Annotated in this window: 18 protein-coding genes; 11 read left to right on the forward strand and 7 right to left on the reverse strand. The window is 65.1% G+C overall.

Features of this window, described 5'->3' with window-relative positions; all coding sequences use genetic code 11:
• Positions 1-71: 71 nt before the first annotated feature.
• The 5 genes from P9217_RS09685 (at position 72) to P9217_RS09705 (ending at position 9,258) form a co-directional block, all read left to right on the forward strand.
• Complete coding sequence (locus P9217_RS09685; protein WP_278086120.1) at positions 72-2,066, forward strand: hypothetical protein; 1,995 nt, start codon at positions 72-74, stop codon at positions 2,064-2,066.
• On the forward strand, positions 2,063-5,791 hold the full coding sequence (locus P9217_RS09690) for a hypothetical protein (protein WP_278086119.1): 3,729 nt from the start codon (positions 2,063-2,065) through the stop codon (positions 5,789-5,791). The genes P9217_RS09685 and P9217_RS09690 overlap by 4 nt, the downstream gene beginning before the upstream one ends.
• Before the next feature lie 200 nt (positions 5,792-5,991).
• A complete protein-coding gene (gene rpe, locus P9217_RS09695) occupies positions 5,992-6,705 on the forward strand; it encodes a ribulose-phosphate 3-epimerase (protein WP_278086118.1) in 714 nt (237 codons plus the stop codon).
• 221 nt (positions 6,706-6,926) lie between these two features.
• On the forward strand, positions 6,927-7,670 hold the full coding sequence (locus tag P9217_RS09700; protein WP_278086117.1) for a GntR family transcriptional regulator: 744 nt from the start codon (positions 6,927-6,929) through the stop codon (positions 7,668-7,670).
• Between the two features lie 61 nt (positions 7,671-7,731).
• Complete coding sequence (locus P9217_RS09705; RefSeq protein WP_278086116.1) at positions 7,732-9,258, forward strand: malonyl-CoA synthase; 1,527 nt, start codon at positions 7,732-7,734, stop codon at positions 9,256-9,258.
• A gap of 192 nt (positions 9,259-9,450) precedes the next feature.
• Here P9217_RS09705 and nagA read toward each other — a convergent pair whose 3' ends face one another.
• From nagA to P9217_RS09725, 4 genes are all read right to left on the reverse strand, one after another.
• Entirely contained in the window at positions 9,451-10,611 is a 1,161-nt protein-coding gene (gene nagA, locus P9217_RS09710) for an N-acetylglucosamine-6-phosphate deacetylase (RefSeq protein WP_278086115.1), read from the reverse strand.
• Positions 10,608-11,639 (reverse strand): SIS domain-containing protein, encoded by a 1,032-nt coding sequence (locus P9217_RS09715; RefSeq protein ID WP_278086114.1) that lies wholly within the window; start codon positions 11,637-11,639, stop codon positions 10,608-10,610. Before P9217_RS09715 ends, nagA begins: the two co-directional genes overlap by 4 nt.
• A complete protein-coding gene (locus P9217_RS09720; RefSeq protein WP_067324046.1) occupies positions 11,636-12,415 on the reverse strand; it encodes a GntR family transcriptional regulator in 780 nt (259 codons plus the stop codon). The genes P9217_RS09715 and P9217_RS09720 overlap by 4 nt, the downstream gene beginning before the upstream one ends.
• 90 nt (positions 12,416-12,505) lie before the next feature.
• On the reverse strand, positions 12,506-13,387 hold the full coding sequence (locus P9217_RS09725; RefSeq protein ID WP_278086113.1) for an N-acetylglucosamine kinase: 882 nt from the start codon (positions 13,385-13,387) through the stop codon (positions 12,506-12,508).
• Between the two features lie 200 nt (positions 13,388-13,587).
• Here P9217_RS09725 and P9217_RS09730 point away from each other — a divergent pair, with 200 nt between their 5' ends.
• The 6 genes from P9217_RS09730 to P9217_RS09755 all read left to right on the forward strand — a co-directional run bounded on the left by P9217_RS09730 (position 13,588) and on the right by P9217_RS09755 (position 19,886).
• Positions 13,588-14,496 carry an N-acetylmuramic acid 6-phosphate etherase gene (locus tag P9217_RS09730; RefSeq protein WP_278086112.1) on the forward strand — a complete coding sequence of 303 codons (909 nt, stop codon included), beginning with the start codon at positions 13,588-13,590 and terminating at the stop codon, positions 14,494-14,496.
• A gap of 52 nt (positions 14,497-14,548) precedes the next feature.
• Positions 14,549-15,808, forward strand: a complete 1,260-nt coding sequence (locus tag P9217_RS09735; protein ID WP_278086111.1) for an ABC transporter substrate-binding protein — start codon at positions 14,549-14,551, stop codon at positions 15,806-15,808.
• Between the two features lie 228 nt (positions 15,809-16,036).
• Positions 16,037-16,966: a sugar ABC transporter permease gene (locus P9217_RS09740; protein ID WP_066996121.1), complete on the forward strand. Its 930-nt coding sequence runs from the start codon at positions 16,037-16,039 to the stop codon at positions 16,964-16,966.
• Positions 16,967-16,974: 8 nt separating this feature from the next.
• Positions 16,975-17,814: a carbohydrate ABC transporter permease gene (locus tag P9217_RS09745; protein WP_066996124.1), complete on the forward strand. Its 840-nt coding sequence runs from the start codon at positions 16,975-16,977 to the stop codon at positions 17,812-17,814.
• Positions 17,811-18,872, forward strand: coding sequence for a Gfo/Idh/MocA family oxidoreductase (locus P9217_RS09750; protein WP_278086110.1), 1,062 nt, complete (start codon positions 17,811-17,813; stop codon positions 18,870-18,872). The genes P9217_RS09745 and P9217_RS09750 overlap by 4 nt, the downstream gene beginning before the upstream one ends.
• Before the next feature lie 15 nt (positions 18,873-18,887).
• Entirely contained in the window at positions 18,888-19,886 is a 999-nt protein-coding gene (locus P9217_RS09755; protein WP_066996130.1) for an ABC transporter ATP-binding protein, read from the forward strand.
• A 181-nt stretch (positions 19,887-20,067) separates the two neighbouring features.
• Here P9217_RS09755 and P9217_RS09760 read toward each other — a convergent pair whose 3' ends face one another.
• From P9217_RS09760 to P9217_RS09770, 3 genes are all read right to left on the reverse strand, one after another.
• The gene (locus P9217_RS09760; protein ID WP_095799123.1) at positions 20,068-20,913 is read right to left on the reverse strand and encodes a fumarylacetoacetate hydrolase family protein; all 846 of its coding nucleotides are present in this window, start codon (positions 20,911-20,913) and stop codon (positions 20,068-20,070) included.
• A 239-nt stretch (positions 20,914-21,152) separates the two neighbouring features.
• Complete coding sequence (locus P9217_RS09765; protein WP_095799122.1) at positions 21,153-21,884, reverse strand: SDR family oxidoreductase; 732 nt, start codon at positions 21,882-21,884, stop codon at positions 21,153-21,155.
• A gap of 201 nt (positions 21,885-22,085) precedes the next feature.
• Positions 22,086-24,461 (reverse strand): aldehyde dehydrogenase family protein, encoded by a 2,376-nt coding sequence (locus P9217_RS09770; protein ID WP_278086109.1) that lies wholly within the window; start codon positions 24,459-24,461, stop codon positions 22,086-22,088.
• Positions 24,462-24,549: the final 88 nt, after the last annotated feature.

Raw genomic sequence — 24,549 nt, forward strand, 5'->3', positions numbered from 1 at the left:
GAACGCTGCGACTTACCTTGTTTTGCGCGGCGAAATCGGAGGGTTCTTCCGATGACTTCGGGGGGAGCTCAATGTCTCGCGACCGCGGCTCGTTCGTGGCTTTTCGCGGCGGCGGTTTGCGCCGCGCGATCGTGACCACCAGCGGAATGCTTGCCCTGGCACTGGCCGCCGGCTTTTGCCTCGGCGGTGCGGCAAAGGCTCAGGAAGCCCAGATCATCTATCCGGGCTCGATGGCGGTGACCGGCTTCCCCGGCACGATCATCCCGGATTTCGGCTCTCCCGATTCCGAAAAGGGCGGCCTGCCGCCCGGCGTCGACCCGGTCGACGAAACCTTCATCGACACTTCGCAGGCCTCGTTGCGCATTTTCAACGTCTCGCAACTCGGCGGCCCAGCTTCGGGCCAGCTCGTCTACACGCCGCCGCCCTTCGAGGTGACAGCCGGCCAGATCGGCGAGGTCTTCGGCCTCACCTATGACGACGGCGTGCGCGATGGCGTGCCGTCGGGCATTCCGAACCTCTATACGGCGGCGACCTCGCTGCACGGCATCGAGATCGTCACGCCGGACGCCGACGAGGACGGGCGGCCTGAGCGACAGCGCCGCGGCGCCGCCGGCGCTGTCTTCATGAATGGCCAGTTCGGCACCGAAAATGGCGGCGGACCGGGCACCATCTGGAAGATCGACGGTATCTCGGGCGCCGTCTCGAAATTCGCCGACATCGACACCAACAGCGGGCCCGGCATCGGCAACCTCGCCTTCGATCCGACCCATCGTGAGTTCTTCGCCTCGGATCTCGATACCGGGCTCATCCACCGCGTCGATATCGAGGGCAATCTGATCGACAGCATCGACCATGGCGTTGCCGGGCGTCCCGCGCATGGGCTCGCCCCGGTCGCCGACGACGGCGCCGTGATGGACATCCACGACACGGCCTTCGATTCGGAAGACCTCCGAACCTGGGGCTATACGCAGGATGCGCGCCGCGTCTGGGCCGTCGCCTACCATGGCGGGCGGCTCTACTATTCCGTAGGCGAGAAAGCCGAAATCTGGTCGGTCGGCATTGCAAGCGACGGGGGTTTTGGCCGCGATCCGCGCTGGGAACTGACGGTCAAGGCCGACCAAGATTATGCCGTCACCGATATCGCCTTCGACAATCAGGGTTTCATGTATCTTGCCCAGCGCGGCCCGGTCGAGAACCGCTACGATTACAGCCGCTTCGCCGATACCGGCAAAGGCGAGGTGATCCGCTACCAGCGCGAGGATCCGGACGATCCGGCAACGGAATCGGTCTGGGCCGAGGTGCCGCAGGAATATGCGGTCGGCTTCCCGCAGGGCAACCGGCAGTCGGCAGGCGGCGTCGACCTGCAATACCGCTACGACCCCGAAGGCAATCTTGACACCTCGGTCTGCACCCACACGGTCGTGAACACCGGCGACAAATTGCGCGACAATCCGGAGCTTGCCGAGCGCCTCGCCGCCGGCGGGCCGCTTGCCGTGCATGGCGTCCAGCTCACGCCAAGCAAGCTGGTCAAGCCGGTAAACGTGCCGCCCTTCGGCTCCTGGGTCGTCGACTTCGACGGCTATTTCGAAGACCCTGACGTCCAGGGCCATGTCGGCGACGTCAGGGTCTGGCGCCCCTGCGAGGGCCGCGCCGGCTATTATGAGGAAATCCCCGGCGGCTTCCTGCCTCCCGTCTATCCGCCGGACTTCCCTCCGCCCGGCAACCTGCCCCCATGCCTCGATGTCGAGGACGTGCAGTATTTCTGCACACCCCGCGGCCTCCGGGCCGACCTCTATCTCGATGACCACGCCGGCTTTGGCGGCGATTCGATCAAGGCTTTGTCCAAGACACCGGGCGTCGGGGTGACCTCACCCATGTCGCATGCGCCGGGCAAGCCCTACACGATCGGCATCATCGGCCATAATCCGGGCGACACCGTCAATGTCGGGCTCTGCTTCTACCGGAAGTCCGACCGGGACAAAGGCGGCTACTATCCTTGCTGCAAGGTGACGCTGCCGCTGAGGACGCCGGCCGTCGAGTGCGAAGCGCCGAGGAGGGACAGATGAGCGGTCTCGTCCTTTCCCGCCCTGCCCCGCGCAAAGCCGTCATGGGCACGATCATGAAACCCCTGTCATACGCCAGGCGCGGCGCGCGCTGGCTGATGGCGGCCGGTGTCGCGGTCGCCATGCTGCCGGCAGTGCCGGCGCTTGCGCAGGACAAGGCACCGGCCGGCCAGATCGCCAACCCGGAAATCACGGCTGGATCGCGCGGCATCAATCCGGAGCTCGGGCGGATCATACCCTTCTTCACCAAGAAGGGTGGCCTAAGGGGCTGCGATAGCGTCGAATACGTCTTGAGCTTCGGCATCCATGGCGACCCGCAGGACTTCGACCGGCCAAGCGTGGCGGCCCTTCTGAAGGCGACAAGGCTCGACTTCAAGGACCAGTTGCCGCACGGCTTGCAGATCGTGAGCGTCGACCTCGTCGGCGACGGCACGGGCGCTTCCGGCGGACCGCTGCCCGCTGCTTCGATCAGCACATCGGCCGGCCCAAATGATACGGCAAGCGTTTCCAATTTCCGGATCAGCGCTTCGAACCTCGACGGCGTCGGCGCTGCCGACGAACGCGTGATCACTTTCCGGATCACGGCCAAGATAGACCATGCCGCCTTCGCCGCGCCGGCAACGGTCGATAACCAGGGTGAGATGAAGGTGGCCTTCAGGGGCGGCCCGGCAACCACGATCCCCTCGCAGGATCCGGACAAGCCCGACGACGCCGATTTCCTCACCGGCGTGAAAACCTCGATCACGATCGACCTGAGCAAGTGCAACCCGCCGCCTCCGCCTCCCAGCAAGGAATGCTTCAAGGTCGAACGCGGCACGGTCGACTGCGTGCCCGGCGGCGGCGCCTTCATCTATCACATGCCGGTCGGTCCGGAGATGGCCGGCAAATGGGTGCAGCTGTCGACGACGACACCCGGCATCACCATCGCCACCGACACCCAGCAGGTACCTGCCGGCGGCGGCGTGTTGAACTGGAAGATCATCGGCGCCTCGCCGGGCGAGGCCATCCATCTCGTCGTCACCGGCATCGACACCTATGCCGGGCCGAAGGAAGGCTGGGGACTTTGCTGCACGCAGGAGATCGACATCGACATTCCGCGTGATCTCAGGTGCCCGCCCCAAAAGCAGCCCGACCCCAAGGTGGAGAAGTGGGCAGAAGTGCCGCGCTGCACGATGTCCGGCGGCTGCGACTTCACCATCACGGTCACCAATGTCGGCGATGCGCCCTATAACGGCAAGATCGTGCTCGACGAGGTGACATTGCCGGCCGGGTCGGCGCTGTCGTCGGGACCGAACCCACCCTGGGTCTGCGCGCCCGGGACGACGCCGATGACCTGCACCCATCCGGCAACCACGCTCAACCCGGGCGCCTCCGCCGTCCTCAAGCTCGGCTTCAAGCCGGCCGGCGGCTGGCAGGGCAGCGTGCTGCGCAATTGCGCCGCCTATGACTACCAGGCGAGCGGCAAGCCGCTGTTCGGCAGCCAGCAGAACGATCGCGGCTGCGCCTCGATCCCGGTCTGCCGCCGTGGCGATCGCGATCCGCAATGCCAGCCTGCGGTCGAGAAGAAGGTCGACCTGCTGCTGAAGAAGCGCGCCCGCATGCCGGTCTGCACGCCGGACGGCATCTGCAGCTTCGTGATCGATATCATCAACAACGGCACCAGCACCTATCACGGGCCGCTGACCGTGATCGACACCTATCCGGGCGACGCGCCGACCTCCTCGGCCTTCGGGCCCAGCCCGCCATGGACCTGCTTGCCGAACGGCCCCGGCCAGTTCCGCTGCGACAATGCCGGCATCTCGCTGCCGCCGGGCGCCTCGACGCCCATCGTGGTCAAGGCGGTCATGCCGGCAAACTACCGGCCGGACACGGTCGAGAATTGCGCCGAGGTGAAGGCCATTGCCGGCGAGGTTGACCTCGCGAACAACAAGGCGTGCGCGACCGAGCGCATCCGCCGTCCGAATGGCGCCAAGCCCGGCCTGCGCATCACCAAGGCATGCGAGAGCTCGCTGGCCGGTGCGTCTTCGGTATCCTGCCGCATCACCGTGACCAATGCCGGCACTGCTGCCCCCACCGGTCCGGTGCGGGTCAACGATGCCGCCACGCTGGTGTCGGGCGGCGCGCCGGTCGCTGTCCGGACCGTGACCCCGGACGGCGCCGACTGGAACTGCGGGCCAGTGCCCGCCAACATGCTGTCTTGCCAGATTGCCGGCGCCGTCATGACGCCCGGAACCAGCCGGCACTTCGACGTGACGGTCGGCGGCAATGACGCGTTCGAGAACTGCGCGCGCGGCTCTTTTGGGCCGGCGCCCCGCGACGACATCGTCTATCCGATCGGCCAGGCTTGCGCGAAGGGCGGTGGGGCCTCCACGATCCGCGTCGAGAAGACCGGCGACAGCGAATGCCAGCCAGGCGCGCCCTGCTCGTTCGAGATCACTATCACGAATGAGGGGCCGAATGCCTTCTCCGGTCCGGTCCGCATCGGCGATGCGGTCGGCATCGACGGTCTCGGCAGGCTGGAGGGTGTCAAGATCACCGCGATCGACCCGCCTTTCGGCTGCTCGCCGGAGCCGGCGACGCTGCCGGCGTCCTGCATCGCCAATCTGACGCTGGGCGCCGGCGAAAGCCATACGCATCATGTCACAGTGGTCCTTCCCGACGACGCGCGCCTTGCCACTCTGCGGGGTACGGTCAGCGGACAGAACTGCGTCGGGGTGCTCTCGCCAAACACGCCGGTGCAGGGCGGCGGCGATCTACTGTCGCGCGCCCCAGCCAACGCGCAAGGCGACCGCGGCAGGGCCTATGCATGCCACCCCTTCACAATCAAGCGTGAGGTCAAGAACCAGTGTTCGGGCGGCATGGTGCTCAACTCGGCCGGCCGCTGCGCCTGCCCGGACGGCACCACATTCCGCAACGGTCAGTGCTCGTCCGGCGGCACTAAGCTTCTGCCGCTGCCAGTGCCGCAGCGCTGCGTCCTACTCAAGGGCCAGATCCGGACCGAGGACGGACGCTGCGTCTGCCCGCGCGGCACCGAGCTGGAAAACGGCAGATGCGTTCAGAGCGAGCAGCCGCAGGAGCCGCAGTGCACGCTGCGTCCCGGCCAGTACCGCGACCAGGACGGCAATTGCGTATGCCGGCGCGGCGAGCTGGTGAACGGCGTCTGCCGGGTCGCTCCGCCGAAATGCACTATCCGCGGCGCCGTGCCGACACCGGATGGCTGCGCCTGTCCCAAGGACACGCATGTCGACCGCGCCGCCAAGGCTTGCGTGCCCGACAGGCAGCAGCCGCCCAGCCAGTGCCGCATTCGTGGCCAGGTGCGCAATGCCGATGGCGATTGCGTCTGCCCGAGGGGGACGGCGTTGAAGGGCAAAGCCTGCGTGCCGGTCAGGAAGCCGCAAGCATGCTCCATCCGCGGCCAGTTCCTCAACAAACGCGGCGTCTGCGTGTGTCCACGCGGCACCGAAGTGATCGAAGGTAGATGCGGCAGGTTCGAAGACGCTGTATGCGCGCCGGGCTCGGAGATGATCGATGGCATGTGCCAGCCGATCATCAGGCGGCGCTGCCCAGTCGGAACGGCCGGCCGGTATCCGGATTGCTTCCCGATCCGCAGGCGGCCAGGCTTGGAGATCGATCCGGACCTGCTGCTCAATCCGAATATCCTGCAGCAGTTGGTGCCAAGAAGCCAACCAAGGCTGCAGCGGAACCCGGCGACCGACAACCTTCAGTAGGGCAGCCCATCACTACCGCGCCCGCGAACCCGCCGGAAAAATCCAGCGGGTTCTCTCCTTCCCGCATCGCAGCTCGCGTTTTGCGTGCCCGTCGAGCGAAGCGGAAAACACGCTTCCCCTTGGCCGGACGATGGTCTAGGCAGACCCGCGTGCCAGCGCGCAGCACAGAGCGCCGATGAGGATGCCGGGAGAAGCCTTTCATGAGCAAGAAGACCCTGATTGCACCATCGGTGCTGGCGTCGGACTTTTCGAAGCTCGGCGATGAGGTCGAAGCGGTCGCGGCGGCCGGAGCCGATTGGATCCATCTCGACGTGATGGACGGCCATTTCGTGCCCAACATCACTTTCGGCCCACCGGTGATCAAGGCGATCCGCAACCGGACAAAAACCTTCTTCGACTGCCATCTGATGATCGCGCCTGCCGACCCCTACCTGGCGGCCTTTGCCGAGGCCGGCTGCGACGGCATAACGGTGCATGCCGAGGCCGGCCCGCATCTCGACCGTTCGGTGCAAACCATCAAAGGTCTCGGCAAGAAGGCCGGTGTCTCGCTCAACCCGGCGACGCCGGAAACGGCGATCGAATATGTGCTCGACCGGCTCGACCTCATCCTGATCATGACCGTCAATCCCGGCTTCGGCGGCCAGGCTTTCATCCCGGCGATCGTCGACAAGGTGCGAAAGGTCAAGGCGCTGATCGGCGAGCGCCCGATCCGCATCGAGGTCGACGGCGGCATCTCGCCAGAAACGGCGCCGCTGGTGACGGCCGCCGGCGCCGGCGTGCTGGTGGCCGGCGCGGCCATTTTCAAAGGCGGCACAGTGGAAACCTATCGGGCAAATATCGAAGCGATCCGCTCAGCCGCCGACAAGGCCGTTAAAGACGTCGACAGTGCGTTCCTAGCAAAGCCGCCTCGCTAACTAAGGGCTGTTCAGTATACCGAGTTATGTCAAGTCTCCCACTGACGTCAGCCTTTTTTCAAGTGGATTTTACTTTATTCGATAATTGACCCCGCCTTGTCTTAAAATACGGATATCGCCATCATACGTTTTTAGGCGGCAGTGCTCGGCTGTAAGATACATCGTATGAAATTGCTTGGCCGAGGGACCCTGCAAAACAGGGGCCGGCAACAGGAGTCAAATTGCCATACGGGAACGCCGATACGGGCGAAGGCAAGGGTGCCAAGAGCACGCTGGCCAGTTCGGTCTACCATCAGCTCCGCGAGGACTTGCTGCGGGGAGCTTTGGAAGCCGAGGGCAAGCTGCGCGTCGAATGGGTCGTTTCCCGGTATGGCGCCGGCGCCTCGCCGGTGCGCGAGGCGCTGAACCGTCTGGCCGCCGAGGGATTGCTCGGCCGCCACGACCAGCGCGGCTTCTTCGTGATGCCGGTCAACGCGGCCGAGCTGGAGGAGCTCACCCGCACGCGGTGCTGGCTGGAAGAACGCGCATTACGCGAATCCATTGCGCACCGAACGGCGGAATGGGAAGAACAGCTGGTGCTCGCCCTGCACCGCCTGGCGCGCGCCGAACGCCGCCGGCCCGATGACCCGGCAACCAACAATCCGGAATGGGAGAAGCTGCACCGCGCCTTTCATCGCGCGCTGATCTGCGCCTGCCGCTCGCATTGGCTGATCGGCTTTTGCGACCAGCTTTCCGACCAGGCCTCCCGCTACCGGCTGATCTCGCAGCGCGGCCCCGGCTCCGAACGCGACGACTTCGGCGAGCACCGGACGATTGCCGAGCGGACCATGGACGGCGACGCCGACGGCGCGGTCGATGCCTTGCTCAGTCACTACCGCCTGACGGCGGAGATGTGCATGGCGCAGCTCAGCCCAGGCGACGGTCCGCGGGCTCGCGCAGGCAAGGCCGCGCGCGGTCGCAAATAGCTGCCCATCGCTGACAAATCTGATATTCGCTCTGGCCGAGCTTTCGACGCCAGGGGACGACATGACCAATCACCTGTTCGACGCGTTTCGCGCCAGCATGCCGGCGCCTGGCCAAGTGCTGATGGAGACGGGTGACGGGCGTTCGATTTCCTATGCCGACATGCTGGCGTGGTCCGCGCGGTTTGCGCACGCGCTGGTCGCCGCTGGTGTGCTGCCCGGCGATCGCGTCGCGGTGCAGGTGGAGAAGACCCCTGAAGCTTTGCTCCTCTATCTCGCCTGTCTGCGCGCCGGCGCCGTCTTCCTGCCGCTCAACACCGCCTATACGCTGCCGGAGCTCGACTATTTCTTCCGCGACGCGGAGCCGCGGCTGGTCGTGTGCGATCCGGAAAAGGTGAAGGATGTGCAACCGCTTGCCGCATCGGCGGGGGCGGCGACGCTGACGCTAGGCCGCGACGGACAGGGCACGCTTGCGGACCGTGCGGCGCTGCAGCCGGCGGATTTTGCGGATCTGGAGCGCGGCCCCGACGATCTTGCCGCCATCCTTTACACGTCTGGCACGACGGGCCGCTCCAAGGGCGCCATGCTCAGCCACGAGAACCTCGCCTCCAACGCGCGCGTGCTGGTGGATTACTGGCGCTTCAGCGGCGATGATGTGCTCATCCACGCGCTGCCGATCTTCCACACGCACGGCCTGATCGTCGCGACCAACGTCATCCTGATGGCCGGCGCAAAAATGCTGTTCGAGCGGAAGTTCGACCCGGCCCGTGTGATTTCGCTTCTGCCGCGCGCGACCGCGCTGATGGGCGTGCCGACCTTCTATGTGCGGCTCCTGCAGCAGCAGGGCCTGACGAAGGATGCGGCCAGCCGCATGCGGCTGTTCATCTCCGGTTCGGCGCCGTTGCTTAGCGAGACGCATAATGCCTGGCGCGAGCGCACCGGCCACGCCATCCTCGAACGCTACGGCATGACCGAAACCAACATGAACACATCCAACCCCTATGACGGCGAACGGCGCGCGGGCACGGTCGGCTTTCCGCTGCCGGGTGTCACGCTGCGCGTCGCCGACCCCGAAAGCGGCAAGCCGCTAGCCCAGGGCGAGATCGGCATGATCGAGGTGAAGGGCCCGAACGTCTTTGCCGGCTATTGGCGGATGCCAGAGAGAACCAAGGCCGAATTCCGCGACGACGGCTTCTTCATCACCGGCGACCTCGGCCTGATCGATACCGGCGGCTATGTCCACATCGTCGGCCGCAGCAAGGACCTGATCATCTCGGGCGGCTACAACGTCTATCCCAAGGAGATCGAGAGCGAGATCGACGCGCTTACCGGCGTTGCCGAAAGCGCGGTGATTGGGGTTGCGCATCCCGACTTCGGCGAAGGCGTCACGGCGGTCGTGGTGCGCAAGCCGGGCTCGGCAATCAGCGCAGCCGATATCGCCGACGCCATTGCCGGGCGGCTGGCCAAATACAAGCACCCGAAGCAGGTGATCTTCGTCGACGAATTGCCGCGCAACACGATGGGCAAGGTACAGAAGAACGTTTTGCGAGAGGCGTACAAGGATATCTACCAATCCAGATCGCAGAGCTAGACTAGTGCAAACGCCCGGCAGCTTCGTCATTTTAGGGCGGAGCACGGAGCGAAGCGACGCGCGCAGACCCTAGCATCCATGCCTTAACGCCAAAGCGTTGCAACGATTACGGAATTCTGCACCGTTGCGCCCCATCGCAGAGGTCACGGCATGGATCCTCGGGTCAAGCCCGAGGATGACGAAGGAAGAGGCCTACGCCGCAAACACCTTCTCGCCGCCGATCCAGACGTTCTTGACGTCCAGGTCTTCCGACAGCCCGACAATGTCCGCTGCGGTGCCGTTGGCGAAGCGGCCGAGGCGATGCGCCTGGCCGATCGCTTCGGCGGGATAGAGCGAGGCCATGCGGAGCGCCTCGTCGAGATCGAGCCCGACCACGCGATGGACAAAGCGCACGGCGGAAATCATGTCTAGATCGGCGCCGGCCAGCGTGCCGTCGGCAAGCCTGAGACTCCCGTCCTTGCGGTAGATGGTACGGCCGTTGAGGGTGAAGGATGTCATGTCGGTGCCGATCGTCGCCATGGCGTCGGTGACCAAAAGGATCCTGCCCGGGCCTTTCTTGGCATTGAGTGCAAGCGTCATGGTGCCGGGATGGACATGGATTCCGTCCGCGATGATGCCAGCGTAGAAGCTGCCGGTGTCGATCGCCGCTCCGGCCAGTCCCGGCTCGCGATTGCCGATCTGGCTCATGGCGTTGAAGAGATGGGTGACGACCGTGGCGCCGGCCTCGGCGAAGGCCGTTGCCGTGGCATAGCCGGTGTCGGAGTGGCCGAGGCTGACAACAATGCCGGCCGCGGCCAGCGCCGTGACCCGGGCCGGCTGGACCGATTCCGGTGCGACCGTGGTGAGCAGCACCGACAAGCCCTGACGCGCCGCGACCAGCGCAGCCTGGTCAGCGTCCGTCATTGGCCGGATAAGAGCCGGATCATGCGCGCCCTTGCGCGCGACGGACAGATGCGGGCCTTCGAGATGCAGCCCAAGAAAAGCCGGCACCTTCTTCCGGGCGGCCTCGGCGCCGGCGGCGACCGCCGCGGCGGTGATCGCCGGCGTGTCGGTGATCAGCGTCGGCAGGAGCGCCGTGGTGCCGAAGGGCGCGTGCGCCCGGCAGATGGTCTCGATCGAGGCGACATCGGGATGGTCGTTGAGCATAACGCCTCCACCGCCATTGACCTGGATGTCGACGAAGCCGGGAACCAAGAGGCCGCCACCGGTCTCGACACGGGAGACGCCTGACGGCACGGCGCCGGTGGGCAGAATGGCCTCGACCATGCCGTCCTTGACGACGAGGGCCGTATCGTCGTGCCAGTCGGCGCCGTCGAAGATGCGAGCGCCGGTGAGGGCGAAACGGTCGCTCATACGGTTTCCGTCACCTTGCGCAAATTGCGTGGCGCATCCGGATCGAGGCCCCGATGGCGAGCGAAGGCCTCTACGAAGCCATAGAAGGACACGATCAGCGGCAGCGGATCGGTTAACGGATGGCCGGTTGCGACATACGGCAGCAGCCTGGCTGCCTTCGCCTTGTCGGAGGTGACGAAAGCGGCCGCGCCTTTGGCCGTCAAGCTATCGGCGGCCTCGGCCACCGAAGGCTCCGACGCGTCGCGGGCAGCAAGCGCCAGGACCGGGAAGCCCGGCCCGACCAGCGCCAGCGGCCCATGCATGACCTCGGCGGCGCTGTAAGCCTCTGCATGCATGGCGCAAGTTTCCTTGAATTTCAGCGCCGCCTCGCTGGCGATCGCGAAGGATGGGCCGCGGCCGAGGATGAACAGCGAGCGCGGGGACTCGAGCGCCGCGGCGAGCGCCATCCAGTCGTAGGCGATCGCCTTCTCGAAATGCTCCGGCAGGCGGGCGAGCGCAGCAAGCAGCGCCTCATCGCCAGTGCTGTGCGCCATCAGCGCCAGGGCGGCGACGGCCGAGTTGACGAAGGTCTTGGTGGCCGCGACGCTGCGCTCCGGGCCGGCGAGAATGTCGATGGCGTAATCCGAGGCGCGCGCCAGTGGCGAGTCGGCGGTGTTGGTGATGGCGACGGTGAGCGCGCCGCCGGCTCTCGCGGTTTCGGCCATAGCGACGATGTCGGGACTCTTGCCCGACTGCGAGATCGCCAGGCAAGCCGAGCCGCGCAGCCTCAGCTTCGCGCCATAGATGGAAGCGATCGACGGGCCGACGGAAGCGACGGCGAGGCCGGCCGTCAGCTCCACGGCATATTTCATGAAGGTGGCGGCATGGTCGGACGAGCCGCGCGCCACGGTGACGACGAAATGCGGATCGCGCTCGCGAAGGCCGCGGCCGGCCTCGGCCAGCACGTTGGCCGAGCCGTCCAGCAGGCGGGCGGTGGCCTGCGGGATCTCCTCGATCTCGCGCCGCATGTGGGTGGCGGTTGCGCTCATGGCCGGCTCTCCTCTCCCGGCCCGGTCAGCCGGAGTTCCGCGACGAAGTCATAGGCGTCGCCCCTGTAGATCGAGCGCGTGAACTCGATCACCTTGCCGCTCGCCAGATAGGAAATACGCTCGATGTGCAGGCCGGCAACCCCCGGCGGCACTTCGAGAAGGCGCGCGTCGCCGTCGCCGAGATTGGCGGCCGAAATGCGCTGCACGGCCCGCACCGGGCGGTTGCCGGTCAGTTCCAGCGCCGCGTAGAGCGAGGAGCCGATCGCTTCGGGGTCGGGAAGCACGCTCGCCGAAATCGCGGCGCGCTCGATCGCCAGCGGCGTGTCATTGGCGATGCGCAGGCGCGCCACGCGCGCCACCAGCTCGCTCGACGACAGGCCGAGCACCATCATCTCGTCCGGCGAGGGCGCATAGAGCCCGCGATCGAGCCAGGCCGAGCGCACGACCATGCCGCGGCGCGCCATATCCTCGGTGAAGGAGGTGAGCCGCGACAGCGACTGCTCGACACGTTCCATGCGCGGGGCGACAAAGGTGCCGGAGCCATGACGCTGGACGAGGATGCCGCCTTTGACCAGATCCTGCACGGCCTTGCGCACAGTGACGCGCGAAATGTCGGCCTTGCTGGCTATATCGCGCTCCGACGGCAGCGCGTCACCCGGCCCGATCAGGCCGCGATTGACCGCTTCCTCGATGCTTTTTCTCAGCTGCAGGTAAAGCGGCGCGCCGCTCTGCGAGGATTCTTTCAGCATAGCGAAGATCTGGTCGGCGGCGCTCATCGCGGCGCCTCCGGCAGCATAGCGAAGATCTGGTCGGCGGCGCTCATCGCGGGGTCCCCGGCAGCATGGCGAAAATCCGGTCGGCGGCGCTCATCGGGCGCCTCCGGATTTGCCCGCGAAGATGCGCGCGGCCATCTGCACCGCGCCGCCGAGCGCATCGTCAAGCGGGGCCTTCAGCAGCGCCTGATAGCGCGCCGACAGCCGCGGCGCGTAGAGCGGCGCCAGGCCGCCGAGCAGGCATAGCGGCGCATCGTCGGCGAGTTCGAGGGCGCCGAGCGAAGCCTCGACATCGGCAACCGCCTTATCGAGGATCCAATTGGCGACGAGATCGCCCTTGTCGGCATGCTCGAAGACCTTTGGCGCGAAACCGCCGAAGTCGCCGGGCCTGGCGTTGGTGGTGAACTCGACCACGTCCTCGGGATTGTTGCGGAAGACGGCAAGCATGGCATCCGTCAGCGGCGAGCCGGGGCGGATGCCGTCATAGGCAAGGAGCGTCTGCTCGAGCAGGTCGCGGCCGATACGGGCGCCGCTGCCCTGGTCGCCGACCTGGAAACCCCAGCCGCCGATGGCGCGCGACTTGCCCGCTTTGCGCGCCATATAGGCGGTACCGGTGCCGAGGATCGCCATGGCGCCGTCGCCGGAGCCGACGGCGCCTTCGAGCGCGATCTCGGCATCGGTCTCGACGCGGCTTTTGCTGAACGGCAGGATCGCTTCCAGCTGCTGCCTGTAGGTGCCGACATTGGCTCCGGCGAGGCCGAGAATGGCAGGCGTCTCAGGGATCAGCTGCGGATCTTCACCGGCGGCCACGAAAGCTTGCCTTGCTGCCTCGACGATGTTTGCGCGCGCCCCGGTAAGGTCGGTGCGGATATTGGCCGCGCCGCTCTTGGCGCGGCCAACGACAGCGCCGTCGGCGGTCGCAAGGGCCGCCCTGCAGCTTGTGCCGCCGCCATCGATGCCAAGCACGAATTTCACGCGATTTTCTCCTCGTCGCGGATAATACCAATAAAATACCAATAGCCAAGGGTTAATTTCGGTTTAAAAAAGATTAAGGCGTATTTGATTGAAAAGACATGGAAATTTGTTCCCAACGCGCTCCGGAGCATGAAAACGCAATGAGAGATGTGGACAAGTGGTATTTTTTTGGTATTGTTCGATCAGTTGGAGGAAAGCGGATGGCCGAGACGCGCACGGAAGCGCTTCATCAGAACGCCGCGGGGCTGGATGTCCAGGCCCCGGATGCCATCCTTTCGTTCCTCGCCAATGCGCAAATCGAGGCCGCCAGGGCCGTGCACGGCGCCATTCCGGCCATTGCCGAGGCCGCCGAGCTTGTCGCCAGACAATTGAAGGGTGGAGGCAGGCTCGCCTACGCTGCAGCCGGCAGTTCCGGCCTGATGGCTGTCGCCGATGCGCTGGAACTTCCCGGCACATTCGGTATCGCGCGGGACCGCATCGCCATCCTGATCGCCGGCGGCGACGAGGCGTTCCGCACGCTTGCCGGCGGACCGGAAGACGATATCGAGGAAGCCGCGGCAGCCGTGGCGAATGCCAATATCGGCAAGGGCGACTGCCTGATCGCCATCTCGGCCAGCGGCTCGACGCCCTATGCCGTCCAGGCGATCGGCGACGCGCGGCGCCGGGGCGCGGCGACGATCGCGATCGCCAACAACAAGGGCGCGACGCTGTTCGGCGAGGCCGACGTCGCCATCCTGCTCGAGACGCCACCGGAGCTGATTGCCGGCTCGACGCGCATGGGCGCGGGAACAGCACAGAAGATCGCGCTCAACATGCTGTCGACGCTCGCTGCCGTCCATCTCGGCCATGTGCATGACGGCTACATGGTCAACCTTGCCGCCGACAACATCAAGCTGCGCGACCGCGCGGTGCGCATGGTGGCCGCCATCAGCGGACGCAGCCGCGAAGATGCGGCGCGCCTGCTCGAAGAGAGCGGTGGCGGCGTCAAGACTGCCATTCTGCTCGCCGCGGGTGCTGCCAATGCCGATGCGGCCGAGAAGATACTGGAAAAAACCGGCCAGAAGCTCAGGCCGGCGCTTTCCGCGATCGAGGGGAGCAAGGCGCGCTAGCCGCTGTTCTCATCAAAACCGAACCTGAAAAAGGTCAACAGGGAGACTGGACATGACGACCAAACTACTGACGGCACTTCTCATCGGCACGAGCATTCTCGGCACCACCGTGATGGCCCTCGCCGAAGACGTCACGCTCAACATCGAGAGCTGGCGCGGCGACGACCTGACCATCTGGAAGGACAAGCTGATCCCGGCCTTCGAAGCCAAGAACCCGGGCATCAAGGTGGTGTTCGCGCCCTCGGCGCCGACCGAGTATGACGCGGCACTCGGCGCCAAGCTCTCTGCCGGCTCGGCGGGCGACCTGATCACTTGCCGCCCCTTCGACAAGTCGCTTGAGCTGTTCAAGAAGGGCAACCTCGCCGACCTCTCGTCGCTGCCCGGCATGGACAACTTCTCTCCGGTCGCCAAGGCCGCCTGGCAGACCGACGACGGAAAGTCGAGCTTCTGCGTGCCGATGGCTTCGGTCATCCACGGCTTCATCTACAACAAGGACGCCTTCGACAAGCTCGGCCTCAAGGTGCCGACGACGAATGAAGAGTTCTACGCCGTGCTCGACAAGATCAAGGCGGACGGCACCTATATCCCGATGGCGATGGGCACGAAGGACCTCTGGGAAGCCGCGACCATGGGCTACCAGAACATCGGCCCGAACTACTGGAAGGGCGAGGAAGGCCGTCAGGCGCTGATCAAAGGCGAGCAGAAGCTGACCGATCCGCAGTGGGTCGAACCCTACAAGGAACTGGCCAAGTGGAAGCCCTATCTCGGCGACGGCTTTGAGGCGCAGACCTATCCGGACAGCCAGAACCTGTTCACGCTCGGCCGCGCCGCCATCTACCCGGCTGGCTCCTGGGAGATCGGCCTGTTCAACACCCAGGCGCAGTTTAAGATGGGCGCCTTCCCGCCGCCCGTGCAGAAGGCCGGCGACACCTGCTACATCTCCGACCATACCGATATCGGCATGGGCCTGAACGCTGCCTCGAAGCACCCGGAAGAAGCCAAGAAGTTCCTGTCCTGGGTCGCTTCGCCGGACTTCGCCAACATCTACGCCAATGCGTTGCCGGGCTTCTTCAGCCTGAACAACACGCCGGTGAAGATGGAGGACCCGCTGGCGCAGGAATTCGTCTCCTGGCGCGGCAAGTGTAAGTCGACGATCCGCTCGACCTACCAGATCCTGTCGCGCGGCACGCCAAACCTCGAGAACGAGACCTGGGTCGAATCGGCCAATGTGATCAACGGCACCGACACGCCGGAAGCCGCGGCCAAGAAGCTGCAGGACGGCCTCGACAGCTGGTACAAGCCGGCGAAGTAAGGCTTTAGCCATTCGAACCGGCCGGGCGCCGCCCGGCCGGCCTTCGGACAGATCTAGATAGCGATTGTCGGCGCCGCCTCTCGGTCTTACCCTCACCCTTGCGGGAAGACGAAGCCGCACTGTCGCTGGCCTTGTCCCTCGCATCATGGGGACAGTCAGGCCGCCGTGCATCGAGGCATCAGCCAAGCACCATCGACCTGGAACCGAGAGACGGCGGGGACCGAACTCATGGCCGCACAAACACGACCCAAGAAACCGATCCGCTGGCATATCGGCGTCTTCCTGGCGCCGGCGGTGCTGGTCTACACGGCAGTCATGATCCTGCCGCTGTTCGGGACCCTGCAGCTTTCTCTGTTCCGCAACATCAACCAGGCGCAAGTGTTCGTCGGGTTCGACAATTTCCACACGCTGTTCGGCGATCCCAACTGGTCGGTGAATTTCTGGAACGCGCTGCGGAACAATGTCTGGTTCTTCATCATCCACATGCTGGTGCAGAATCCGATCGGCATCCTCTTGGCGGCGCTTCTCTCCAGCCCGAGACTGCGGTTTGCCGCCTTCTATCGCACCGCGATCTTCGTGCCGACGATCCTGTCCTTCGTCATCGTCGGCTTCGCCTGGAAGCTGATCCTGTCGCCGATCTGGGGCGTGGCGCCGCACCTGCTCGACTTCGTTGGGCTGAAGAGCCTGTTCACGCCGTGGCTCGGCAAAGAGCAATATGCGCTCACCGCGCTCAGCCTCGTCTCGGTCTGGCAGTTCGTCGGCATCCCGATGATGCTGATCTATGCAGCGCTTCTGTCGATCCCGGACGAGGTGATCGAGGCCGCCGAATGCGACGGCGTCACCGGTATGGCGCAGTTCTGGAAGATCAAGCTGCCGCTGATCCTGCCTTCGATCGGCATCATCTCGATCCTGACCTTCGTGGGCAATTTCAACGCTTTCGACCTGATCTACACCGCGCAAGGGGCGCTCGCCGGTCCGAATTATTCGACCGACATTCTCGGCACCTTCCTCTACCGCGCCTTCTTCGGTTTTCAGCTGCAGGTCGGCGATCCCAACATGGGTGCCGCGATCGCCACGATCATGTTCCTGATCATCCTCGCCGGCGTCTGCGTCTACCTGTTCCTCGTCCAGACGCGCCTGCGTCGCTATCAGTTCTGAGGCGCGCCATGAGCACCGCAACACATTCGCTTCCCCGGACCATCGGCGCCCATGCCGTCCTTTTGACCTACACGGTGATCGCGCTGTTCCCGGTGATCCTGGTCATCATGAACTCGTTCAAGTCGCGCGCCGGTATTTTTGGCGCGCCGCTGACGCCGCCGACGCCCAAAACTTTCGACCTGATCGGCTACACCACCGTGTTCGGCCAGGGCGACTTTCTGCATTATTTCCAGAACAGCCTCGTCGTAACGGTCGCCTCGCTGTTCTTCGTGCTTCTGTTCGGCGCCATGGCCGCTTTCGCACTGTCGGAATACCGCTTCCGCGGCAACACGATGATGGGGCTCTATCTCGCGCTCGGCATCATGATCCCGATCCGCCTCGGCACCGTCGCCATCCTGCAGCTGATGGTGGCGAGCGGGCTGGTCAACACGCTGACGGCGCTGATCCTGGTCTACACGGCGCAAGGCCTGCCGCTCGCCATCTTCATTCTGTCGGAGTTCATGAAGCAGGTGTCCGACGACCTGAAGAACGCCGGCAGGATCGACGGGCTGTCGGAGTACACGATCTTCTTCCGGCTGGTGCTGCCGCTGGTGCGCCCGTCCATGGCAACGGTCGCCGTCTTCACCATGATCCCGATCTGGAACGACCTGTGGTTCCCGCTGATCCTGGCGCCGTCGGAAGAGACCAAGACGGTGACGCTCGGCGCGCAGCTCTTCCTCGGCCAGTTCGTCACCAACTGGAACGCGATCCTGGCGGCGCTCTCGCTGGCGATCCTGCCGGTGCTGATCCTCTACGTCATCTTCTCGCGGCAGCTGATCCGCGGCATCACGTCAGGAGCCGTCAAGTGAGTGCAGAACAGCCTCTTCGCGTCGTCGTCGCCGGCCTTGGCAATATGGGCCGCAGCCATGCGCTGGCCTATCACACCAATCCGGGCTTCGAGATCGCCGCGCTCGTCAACCGTTCCGAGGTGCCGCTGCCGGATGGGCTCCCGGGCTATCGCATCAGGCGCTCCTTCGAGGACGTGTTGCGCGACGAGAAACCGGACGTCGCCGCCATCGCTACTTATTCCGACAGCCACGCCGACTATGCGGTGCGGGCGTTCGAGGCCGGCTGCCATGTCTTCGTCGAGAAGCCGCTGGCGACCACGGTGGCGGACGCCAGGCGCGTCGTCGATGCCGCCAAAGCCAACGGCAGGAAGCTGGTGATCGGCTATATCCTGCGCCACCATCCGTCCTGGATGCGGCTGATCGCCGAGGCGCGCAAGCTCGGCGGGCCATACGTATTCCGCATGAACCTCAACCAGCAGTCCTCCGGCCACAGCTGGGAAACGCACAAGCAGTTGATGCAGACCACCTCGCCGATCGTCGATTGCGGCGTGCATTATCTCGACGTGATGCTGCAGATCACCGACGCCAGACCGGTCGAGGTGCGCGGCATGGGCGTGCGGCTCAGCGATGAAGTGGCGCCCTCGATGTATAATTACGGCCAACTGCAGGTGCTGTTCGAAGACGGCTCGGTCGGCTGGTACGAGGCCGGCTGGGGACCGATGGTTTCGGAGACCGCCTTCTTCGTGAAGGACGTGATGTCGCCCAAAGGCTCTGTGTCGATCGTCATGAAGGAGGGCGTGAAGTCCGACGACATCGACACGCACACCAAGACCTCGACCATCCGCCTGCACAGCGCCGCGACCGGGCCGGACGGAAAGTTCATCAAAGAGGACGAACTGCTGTCGATGGAAGGCGAGCCGGGGCACCAGGAACTCTGCGACCTCGAACAGGCCTTCCTGCTCAAGGCCATCCGCGAGGACATCGACCTGACCCGCCACATGGAGGACGCGGTGAAGTCGCTCGCCGTCTGCCTCGCCGCCGACCAGAGCGTGCGCACCGGCGCGCCAATCAAACTCTAGAACAAGGACGAAGCCGTGGGCTCGCTGAACATCGAGAACGTGAAGAAGGCATTCGGGCCGGTCGAGGTACTGAAGGGCATCGACCTCGAGGTCAATGACGGCGAATTCGTCGTCTTCGTCGGCCCGTCCGGCTGCGGAAAGTCGACGCTGCTGCGCGTGATCGCAGGGCTAGAGGATTCGACCTCCGGGCGCGTGGTGATCGACGGCGACGACGTCTCCGTCACGCCGCCCGCAAAACGCGGCATCGCCATGGTGTTCCAGACCTACGCGCTCTATCCGCATCTGACGGTGAAGAACAATATGGGGCTCGGCCTGAAACAGGCCGGCACGCCTTCGGCCGAGATCGAGCGCCGCATCAAGATCGCTTCCGCGATGCTGTCGCTCGAGCCCTATCTCGAGCGGCGGCCGGCGGAGCTGTCGGGCGGGCAGCGCCAGCGCGTCGCGATCGGCCGCGCCGTGGTGCGCGAGCCGAAGCTGTTCCTGTTCGACGAGCCGCTGTCCAATCTCGACGCGGCGCTGCGCGTCAACACCAGGCTGGAGATCGCGCAGCTGCACCGGCGGCTAAAGGCAACGATGATCTACGTCACGCACGACCAGGTCGAAGCGATGACGCTGGCCGACAAGATCGTCGTGCTCAATGCCGGCCGCATCGAGCAGATCGGCAGCCCGATGGAGCTCTACAATGCGCCGGCCAATGAATTCGTCGCCGGCTTCATCGGCTCGCCGAAGATGAATTTCATCGACGGCGCCAAGCTTGGCGAGACGGCGAAGACCGTCGGCGTGCGCCCGGAACATCTGACCGTCGATGCAAAATCCGGCGCCTGGAAAGGCACGGTGGTGCATGCCGAGCATCTCGGCGCCGACACCAATCTCTATCTCGACTGCGAGAAGGCCGGGCTGCTCACCGTGCGGATCTTCGGCGTCTACAATGCCGAACCGGGCGCGACGCTCTATGCAACGCCGGATCCGGCGAAGACGTATCGGTTCGGGGCAGATGGAAGGGTGTTGAAGTAGCGCCGGCCTCCCCTTCTCCCCTTGCGGGAGAAGGTGGATCGGGGCGCAGCGCCGAGACGGATGAGGGGTGCTCCAGCGGAGTGCGACGCTTACTTCTGCAACGCAGAGATCGTTCCAACACCCCTCATCCGGCCGCTTCGCGGCCACCTTCTCCCACAAGGGGAGAAGGCGAGGTCTGCGCTTACTCGTCCGCCTTGAAGGTCTGCTTCTGCTGGCCCATGCCCTCGATGCCGAGCTCGACGACGTCGCCGGCCTTCAGGAACACCGGCGGCTTCATGCCCAGCCCGACGCCGGGCGGCGTTCCGGTGGAGATGATGTCGCCGGGATGCAGCGACATGAACTGGCTGAGATAGGAAACCAGATACTTCACGCCGTAGACCATCGTCTTGGTCGAGCCGTTCTGCATGGTCTTGCCGTTGACCGTCAGCCACATTTTGAGGTTCTGCGGGTCGGCGATCTCGTCCGTGGTCACCAGCCAGGGGCCGATCGGGCCAAAAGTGTCGCAGGACTTGCCCTTGGTCCACTGGCCTTGGCGCTCGGCCTGGAAGGCTCGCTCGGAAACGTCGTGCGCGACGCAATAGCCGGCAACATAATCCAGCGCGTCGTCCTCGCTGACATACTTCGCCGTCTTGCCGATGACGACGCCGAGCTCGACCTCCCAGTCGGTCTTGACCGAGCCGCGCGGGATGAGCACGTCGTCATCCGGCCCGACGATAGCCGAACTCGCCTTCATGAAGATGATCGGCTCCGGCGGCACGGTGGCGCCGGTCTCGGCAGCGTGGTCGGAATAGTTGAGGCCGATGCAGATGAATTTCCCCGTGCCGGCCACGCAGGCTCCGATGCGTGGGCTACCGGAAACAGCCGGCAGCGATTTCGGATCGAGCTTCGACAGCATCTCCAGCGAAGCCGGATGCAGCGCCGTGCCGGCGATGTCGGCGACATAGGCCGAAAGGTCGCGGATCGTGCCATCCTGATCGAGCAGGCCGGGACGCTCGCTTCCCATCTCGCCATAGCGCAGCAACTTCATCTTTTCTCTCCACCTTGCGGCCAAAGACCGATTTGCAAAACTTTCCGCCACGACCTCATGCGAAAATCGGGCGGACCCTAGCCATCAGCCTGGTACCCCGCAAGCGCGGACTCCACGCAGTAGGTCGGCAGGCTGGATTTTTCAGACTTTTCGATGCTTCCGACGAACGCGTAGCCCCGATCCGATCTTCCTGTTCGCCCACTAGCACTGCGAACCGCCCCCAATTTTCGAAACGGGCGTCAGATCGACCAGCCGCCATCAATATTGTAGGCCTGCCCCGAAGTGTAGGTGGCGCCCGCCAGATAGACGGCGAGATCGGCGATTTCTTCCGGCGTGCCCAGCCTTCCCATCGGCTGGCGGGCGATGAAGGCGGCGCGCGCCGCCTCATAATCGCCCTGCGCATGCATGCGGTCCTGCAGCGACGGGCTCTCGACCGTGCCCGGACAGATGGCGTTGCAGCGGATGCCCTTAGCCACATAGTCGGCGGCGACCGCCTTGGTCAGGCCGACGACCGCGGCCTTGGTCAGACCGTAGACGAAACGGTTCGGCACGCCCTTCTGCGAACTCGCCAGCGATGCCATGTTGATGATCGAGCCGTCGCCGCGCTCCAGCATGCCGGGCAGCACGGCGCGGATGGTGCGGATCATAGAGCGGACATTGAGATTCAGGGCGAAGTCGAGATCGGCATCCGTCATTTCGAGGATCGAGCCCGAATGGACGAAGCCGGCGCAATTGAACAGAACATCGACCGGGCCGATCTCGGCGAAGGCCGATGTCACGGCTGCGTCATCGAGCACGTCGAGTTTGCGGGTTTTTATGCCGGAAGTCTTGCCGAGTTGGGCCAAAAGCTGCTCGTTGATGTCGGTGGCATGAACGGTGGCGCCGGCCTTGGTGAAAGCCAGCGCGCTCGCCCGCCCAATGCCTTGCGCCGCCGCGGTGATGACGACCACTTTGCCTGCCAGATCCGCCATGCTTCCCTCCGGTGTCGCAAGCTTTCTTAGTGGCGGCCAGACGGGATGCAATGTGCCAGGCGAGCCTGACCGCTATTCCGCAGGCCAATTGTTTTTTCTGGTTAAAGAACACATGCCGATGCGTCAAGCCTGGAAGCCTGCGGCAAACGCGCCGAATTTGCGGCGCGAGTGTCGTCAAACCAGACCCGGTCTGGAACGCGCTTAGTCGCCGTAAGGCACCCAGACGTTCTTGACCTCGATGGCGCGGCGCAGGACGGCCTCGCCAGCCGCCTCGCTCGATGTCCAGTCGAGGCTGCGGCCATTGCCGGTCCAGACGCGCTTGAGGTTGCCGATGGAATCGGCCTCCGCCTTGGCGCAGGTGTCGGCATCGGCAAACACCCAGAGCCCATCGACGTCGTCGTGCTTGGCCAGAACGCCGCAGAGCTCGGCGCTGCGGCCGGTGACGATATTGATGGCGCCGGCCGGAATGTCGGAATATTCGATGACCTGGTAGAGATCCGTGGCTAAAAGCGGGTGACGCTCGGACGGCACGGCCACCACGGTGTTGCCCATGGCGAGCGCCGGCGCCACCAGCGAGACGAAGTTGAGGAGCGGCTGATTGTCCGGCGCAACGATGCCGACGACGCCCACGGGCTCGTGCAGCGCAAGCGTCACGGCGCGGGCCGGCGGCTGGTGGACGCGGCCCTCGAACTTGTCGGTGAGGCCGGCATAGAGGAACAGCCGCTCGATGGACTGCTCTACCTCCTCGCGCGCTGCCTTCGCCGTCACGCCGGTGAGTTGGACAAGGCGTGCAGCGAACTCATCGGCACGGCCCGAAAGGTTTTCCGCGAAGTAGTAGAGCACCTGGCTGCGGTTGAAGGCCGTCGCGTCCGGCCAGGCCTTGCAGGCGCGCGCGGCGGCGACCGCGTCGCGGATATCCTTGCGGTTGCCAAGGCCGACTTCGCCGGCAAGCTTGCCCTTGGCGGTGGCGACGGCCAGCGAGTAGTTGCCGTCCGGACGCACCTGCTTGCCACCGATGAACAGCTTTGCCGTGCGGTCGATGGCCATACCGTCAGCCTGCTCGACGACCTGCGCCGAGCCGACTGCGGCCGGCTTGATGGCGGGGCCGACCGGCAGCTTGGCGGCAAGATATTCGAACATCCCTTCCCGTCCGCCTTCGCGACCGAAGCCGCTTTCGCGATAGCCGCCGAAGCCGCAGGCCGCATCGAACATGTTGGTGCCGTTGACCCAGACGACGCCCGCCTTCAATTGCGGCGCGACATGCAAAGCGAGATTGACGTTCTCGCTCCACACCGAAGCGGCAAGACCGTAACGCGTGTTGTTGGCCAGCTCGACCGCCTCCTCGGTGTTGCGGAAGCTCATTGTCGCCAGCACTGGCCCGAACACCTCCTCCTGCGCCAGGATATTAGCCGGCGAAACAGAGGTGGCGAGCGTCGGCAAGTGATAGTAGCCCGTCGTCGGCAAGGCAGCGTCCGGCTGCCAGCAAGTGGCGCCCTGCCTGGCGCCCTCGGCGATCAGGCCCTTGACGCGGTCGAGCTGCGTGCGGTCGACCAGCGGTCCGATGTCGGTGTTCTTGTCGAGCGGGCTGCCGACGCGCAGGCGGCTCATCCTGACCTTGACCTTGGCGATGAAGGCCTCCGCGATGCCTTCCTGCACCAGGAGCCGCGAGCCGGCGCAGCAGACCTGGCCCTGGTTGAACCAAATGCCGTCGACCAGTCCCTCGACGGCGCTGTCGAGGTCGGCATCCTCGAAAACGACGAAGGCCGATTTGCCGCCGAGCTCCAGCGACGGCCTCTTGCCCGATCCGGCGGTTGCCTTGCGGATGATCTTGCCGACCTCGGAGGAACCGGTGAAGGCGATCTTCTGCACGCCCGGATGGTTGACGATGGCGGCACCCGCCTCCGGTCCGCCCTGAACGATGTTGACCACGCCTTTCGGCACGCCGGCGCGCTCGCAGATCTCGGCGAACAGTATGGCGGTGAGCGGAGTGAATTCGGCCGGCTTCAGCACCACGGTACAGCCGGCCGCAAGCGCGGGCGCGATCTTCCAGGCCAGCATCAGCAGCGGGAAGTTCCACGGAATGACCTGGCCGACGACGCCGACCGGCTTGTGGTCGGGAAAATCCTTCTCGAGCGTCTGCGCCCAGCCGGCATGATGGATGAAGTGTCGGATGGCCAACGGCACGTCGATGTCGCGGCTCTCGCGGATCGGCTTGCCGTTGTCGATCGATTCCAACACCGCGAACAGGCGCTGATGACGCTGCATGGCGCGGCCGATGGCATAGAGCACTTTGGCTCTGGCGTAGCCCGAGGATGCCGACCATTTCGGCAGCGCCTTTGCGGCCGCCGCGACCGCGGCGTCGATGTCGCCGGCGCCGGCATCCGAGATCTTCGCCAGCAGCTTGCCGGAGGACGGCTCGCTGGTATCGAAAGTCTTGCCGCTTGCCGCCGCCTTCCAGGCGCCGTCGATGAACAGCGCCCTGGAAAAATCGCGGCCGGCGAGCCAGGCGTCGGCCTCGTTGCGGGCTTCCGGCGCCGGGCCGTACTCCATGGCGCGATAACGTTCTAGGATGTTCATGGGGTCGCTCCTTTACCCTTCCCTGTGTGGGGAGGGTCGATCGGCGAAGCCGATCGGGGTGGGGGTAAATGGCTAATGGTTTGGTGCA

This window comes from Mesorhizobium sp. WSM4989 (assembly GCF_029625795.1).
Classification (GTDB): domain Bacteria; phylum Pseudomonadota; class Alphaproteobacteria; order Rhizobiales; family Rhizobiaceae; genus Mesorhizobium.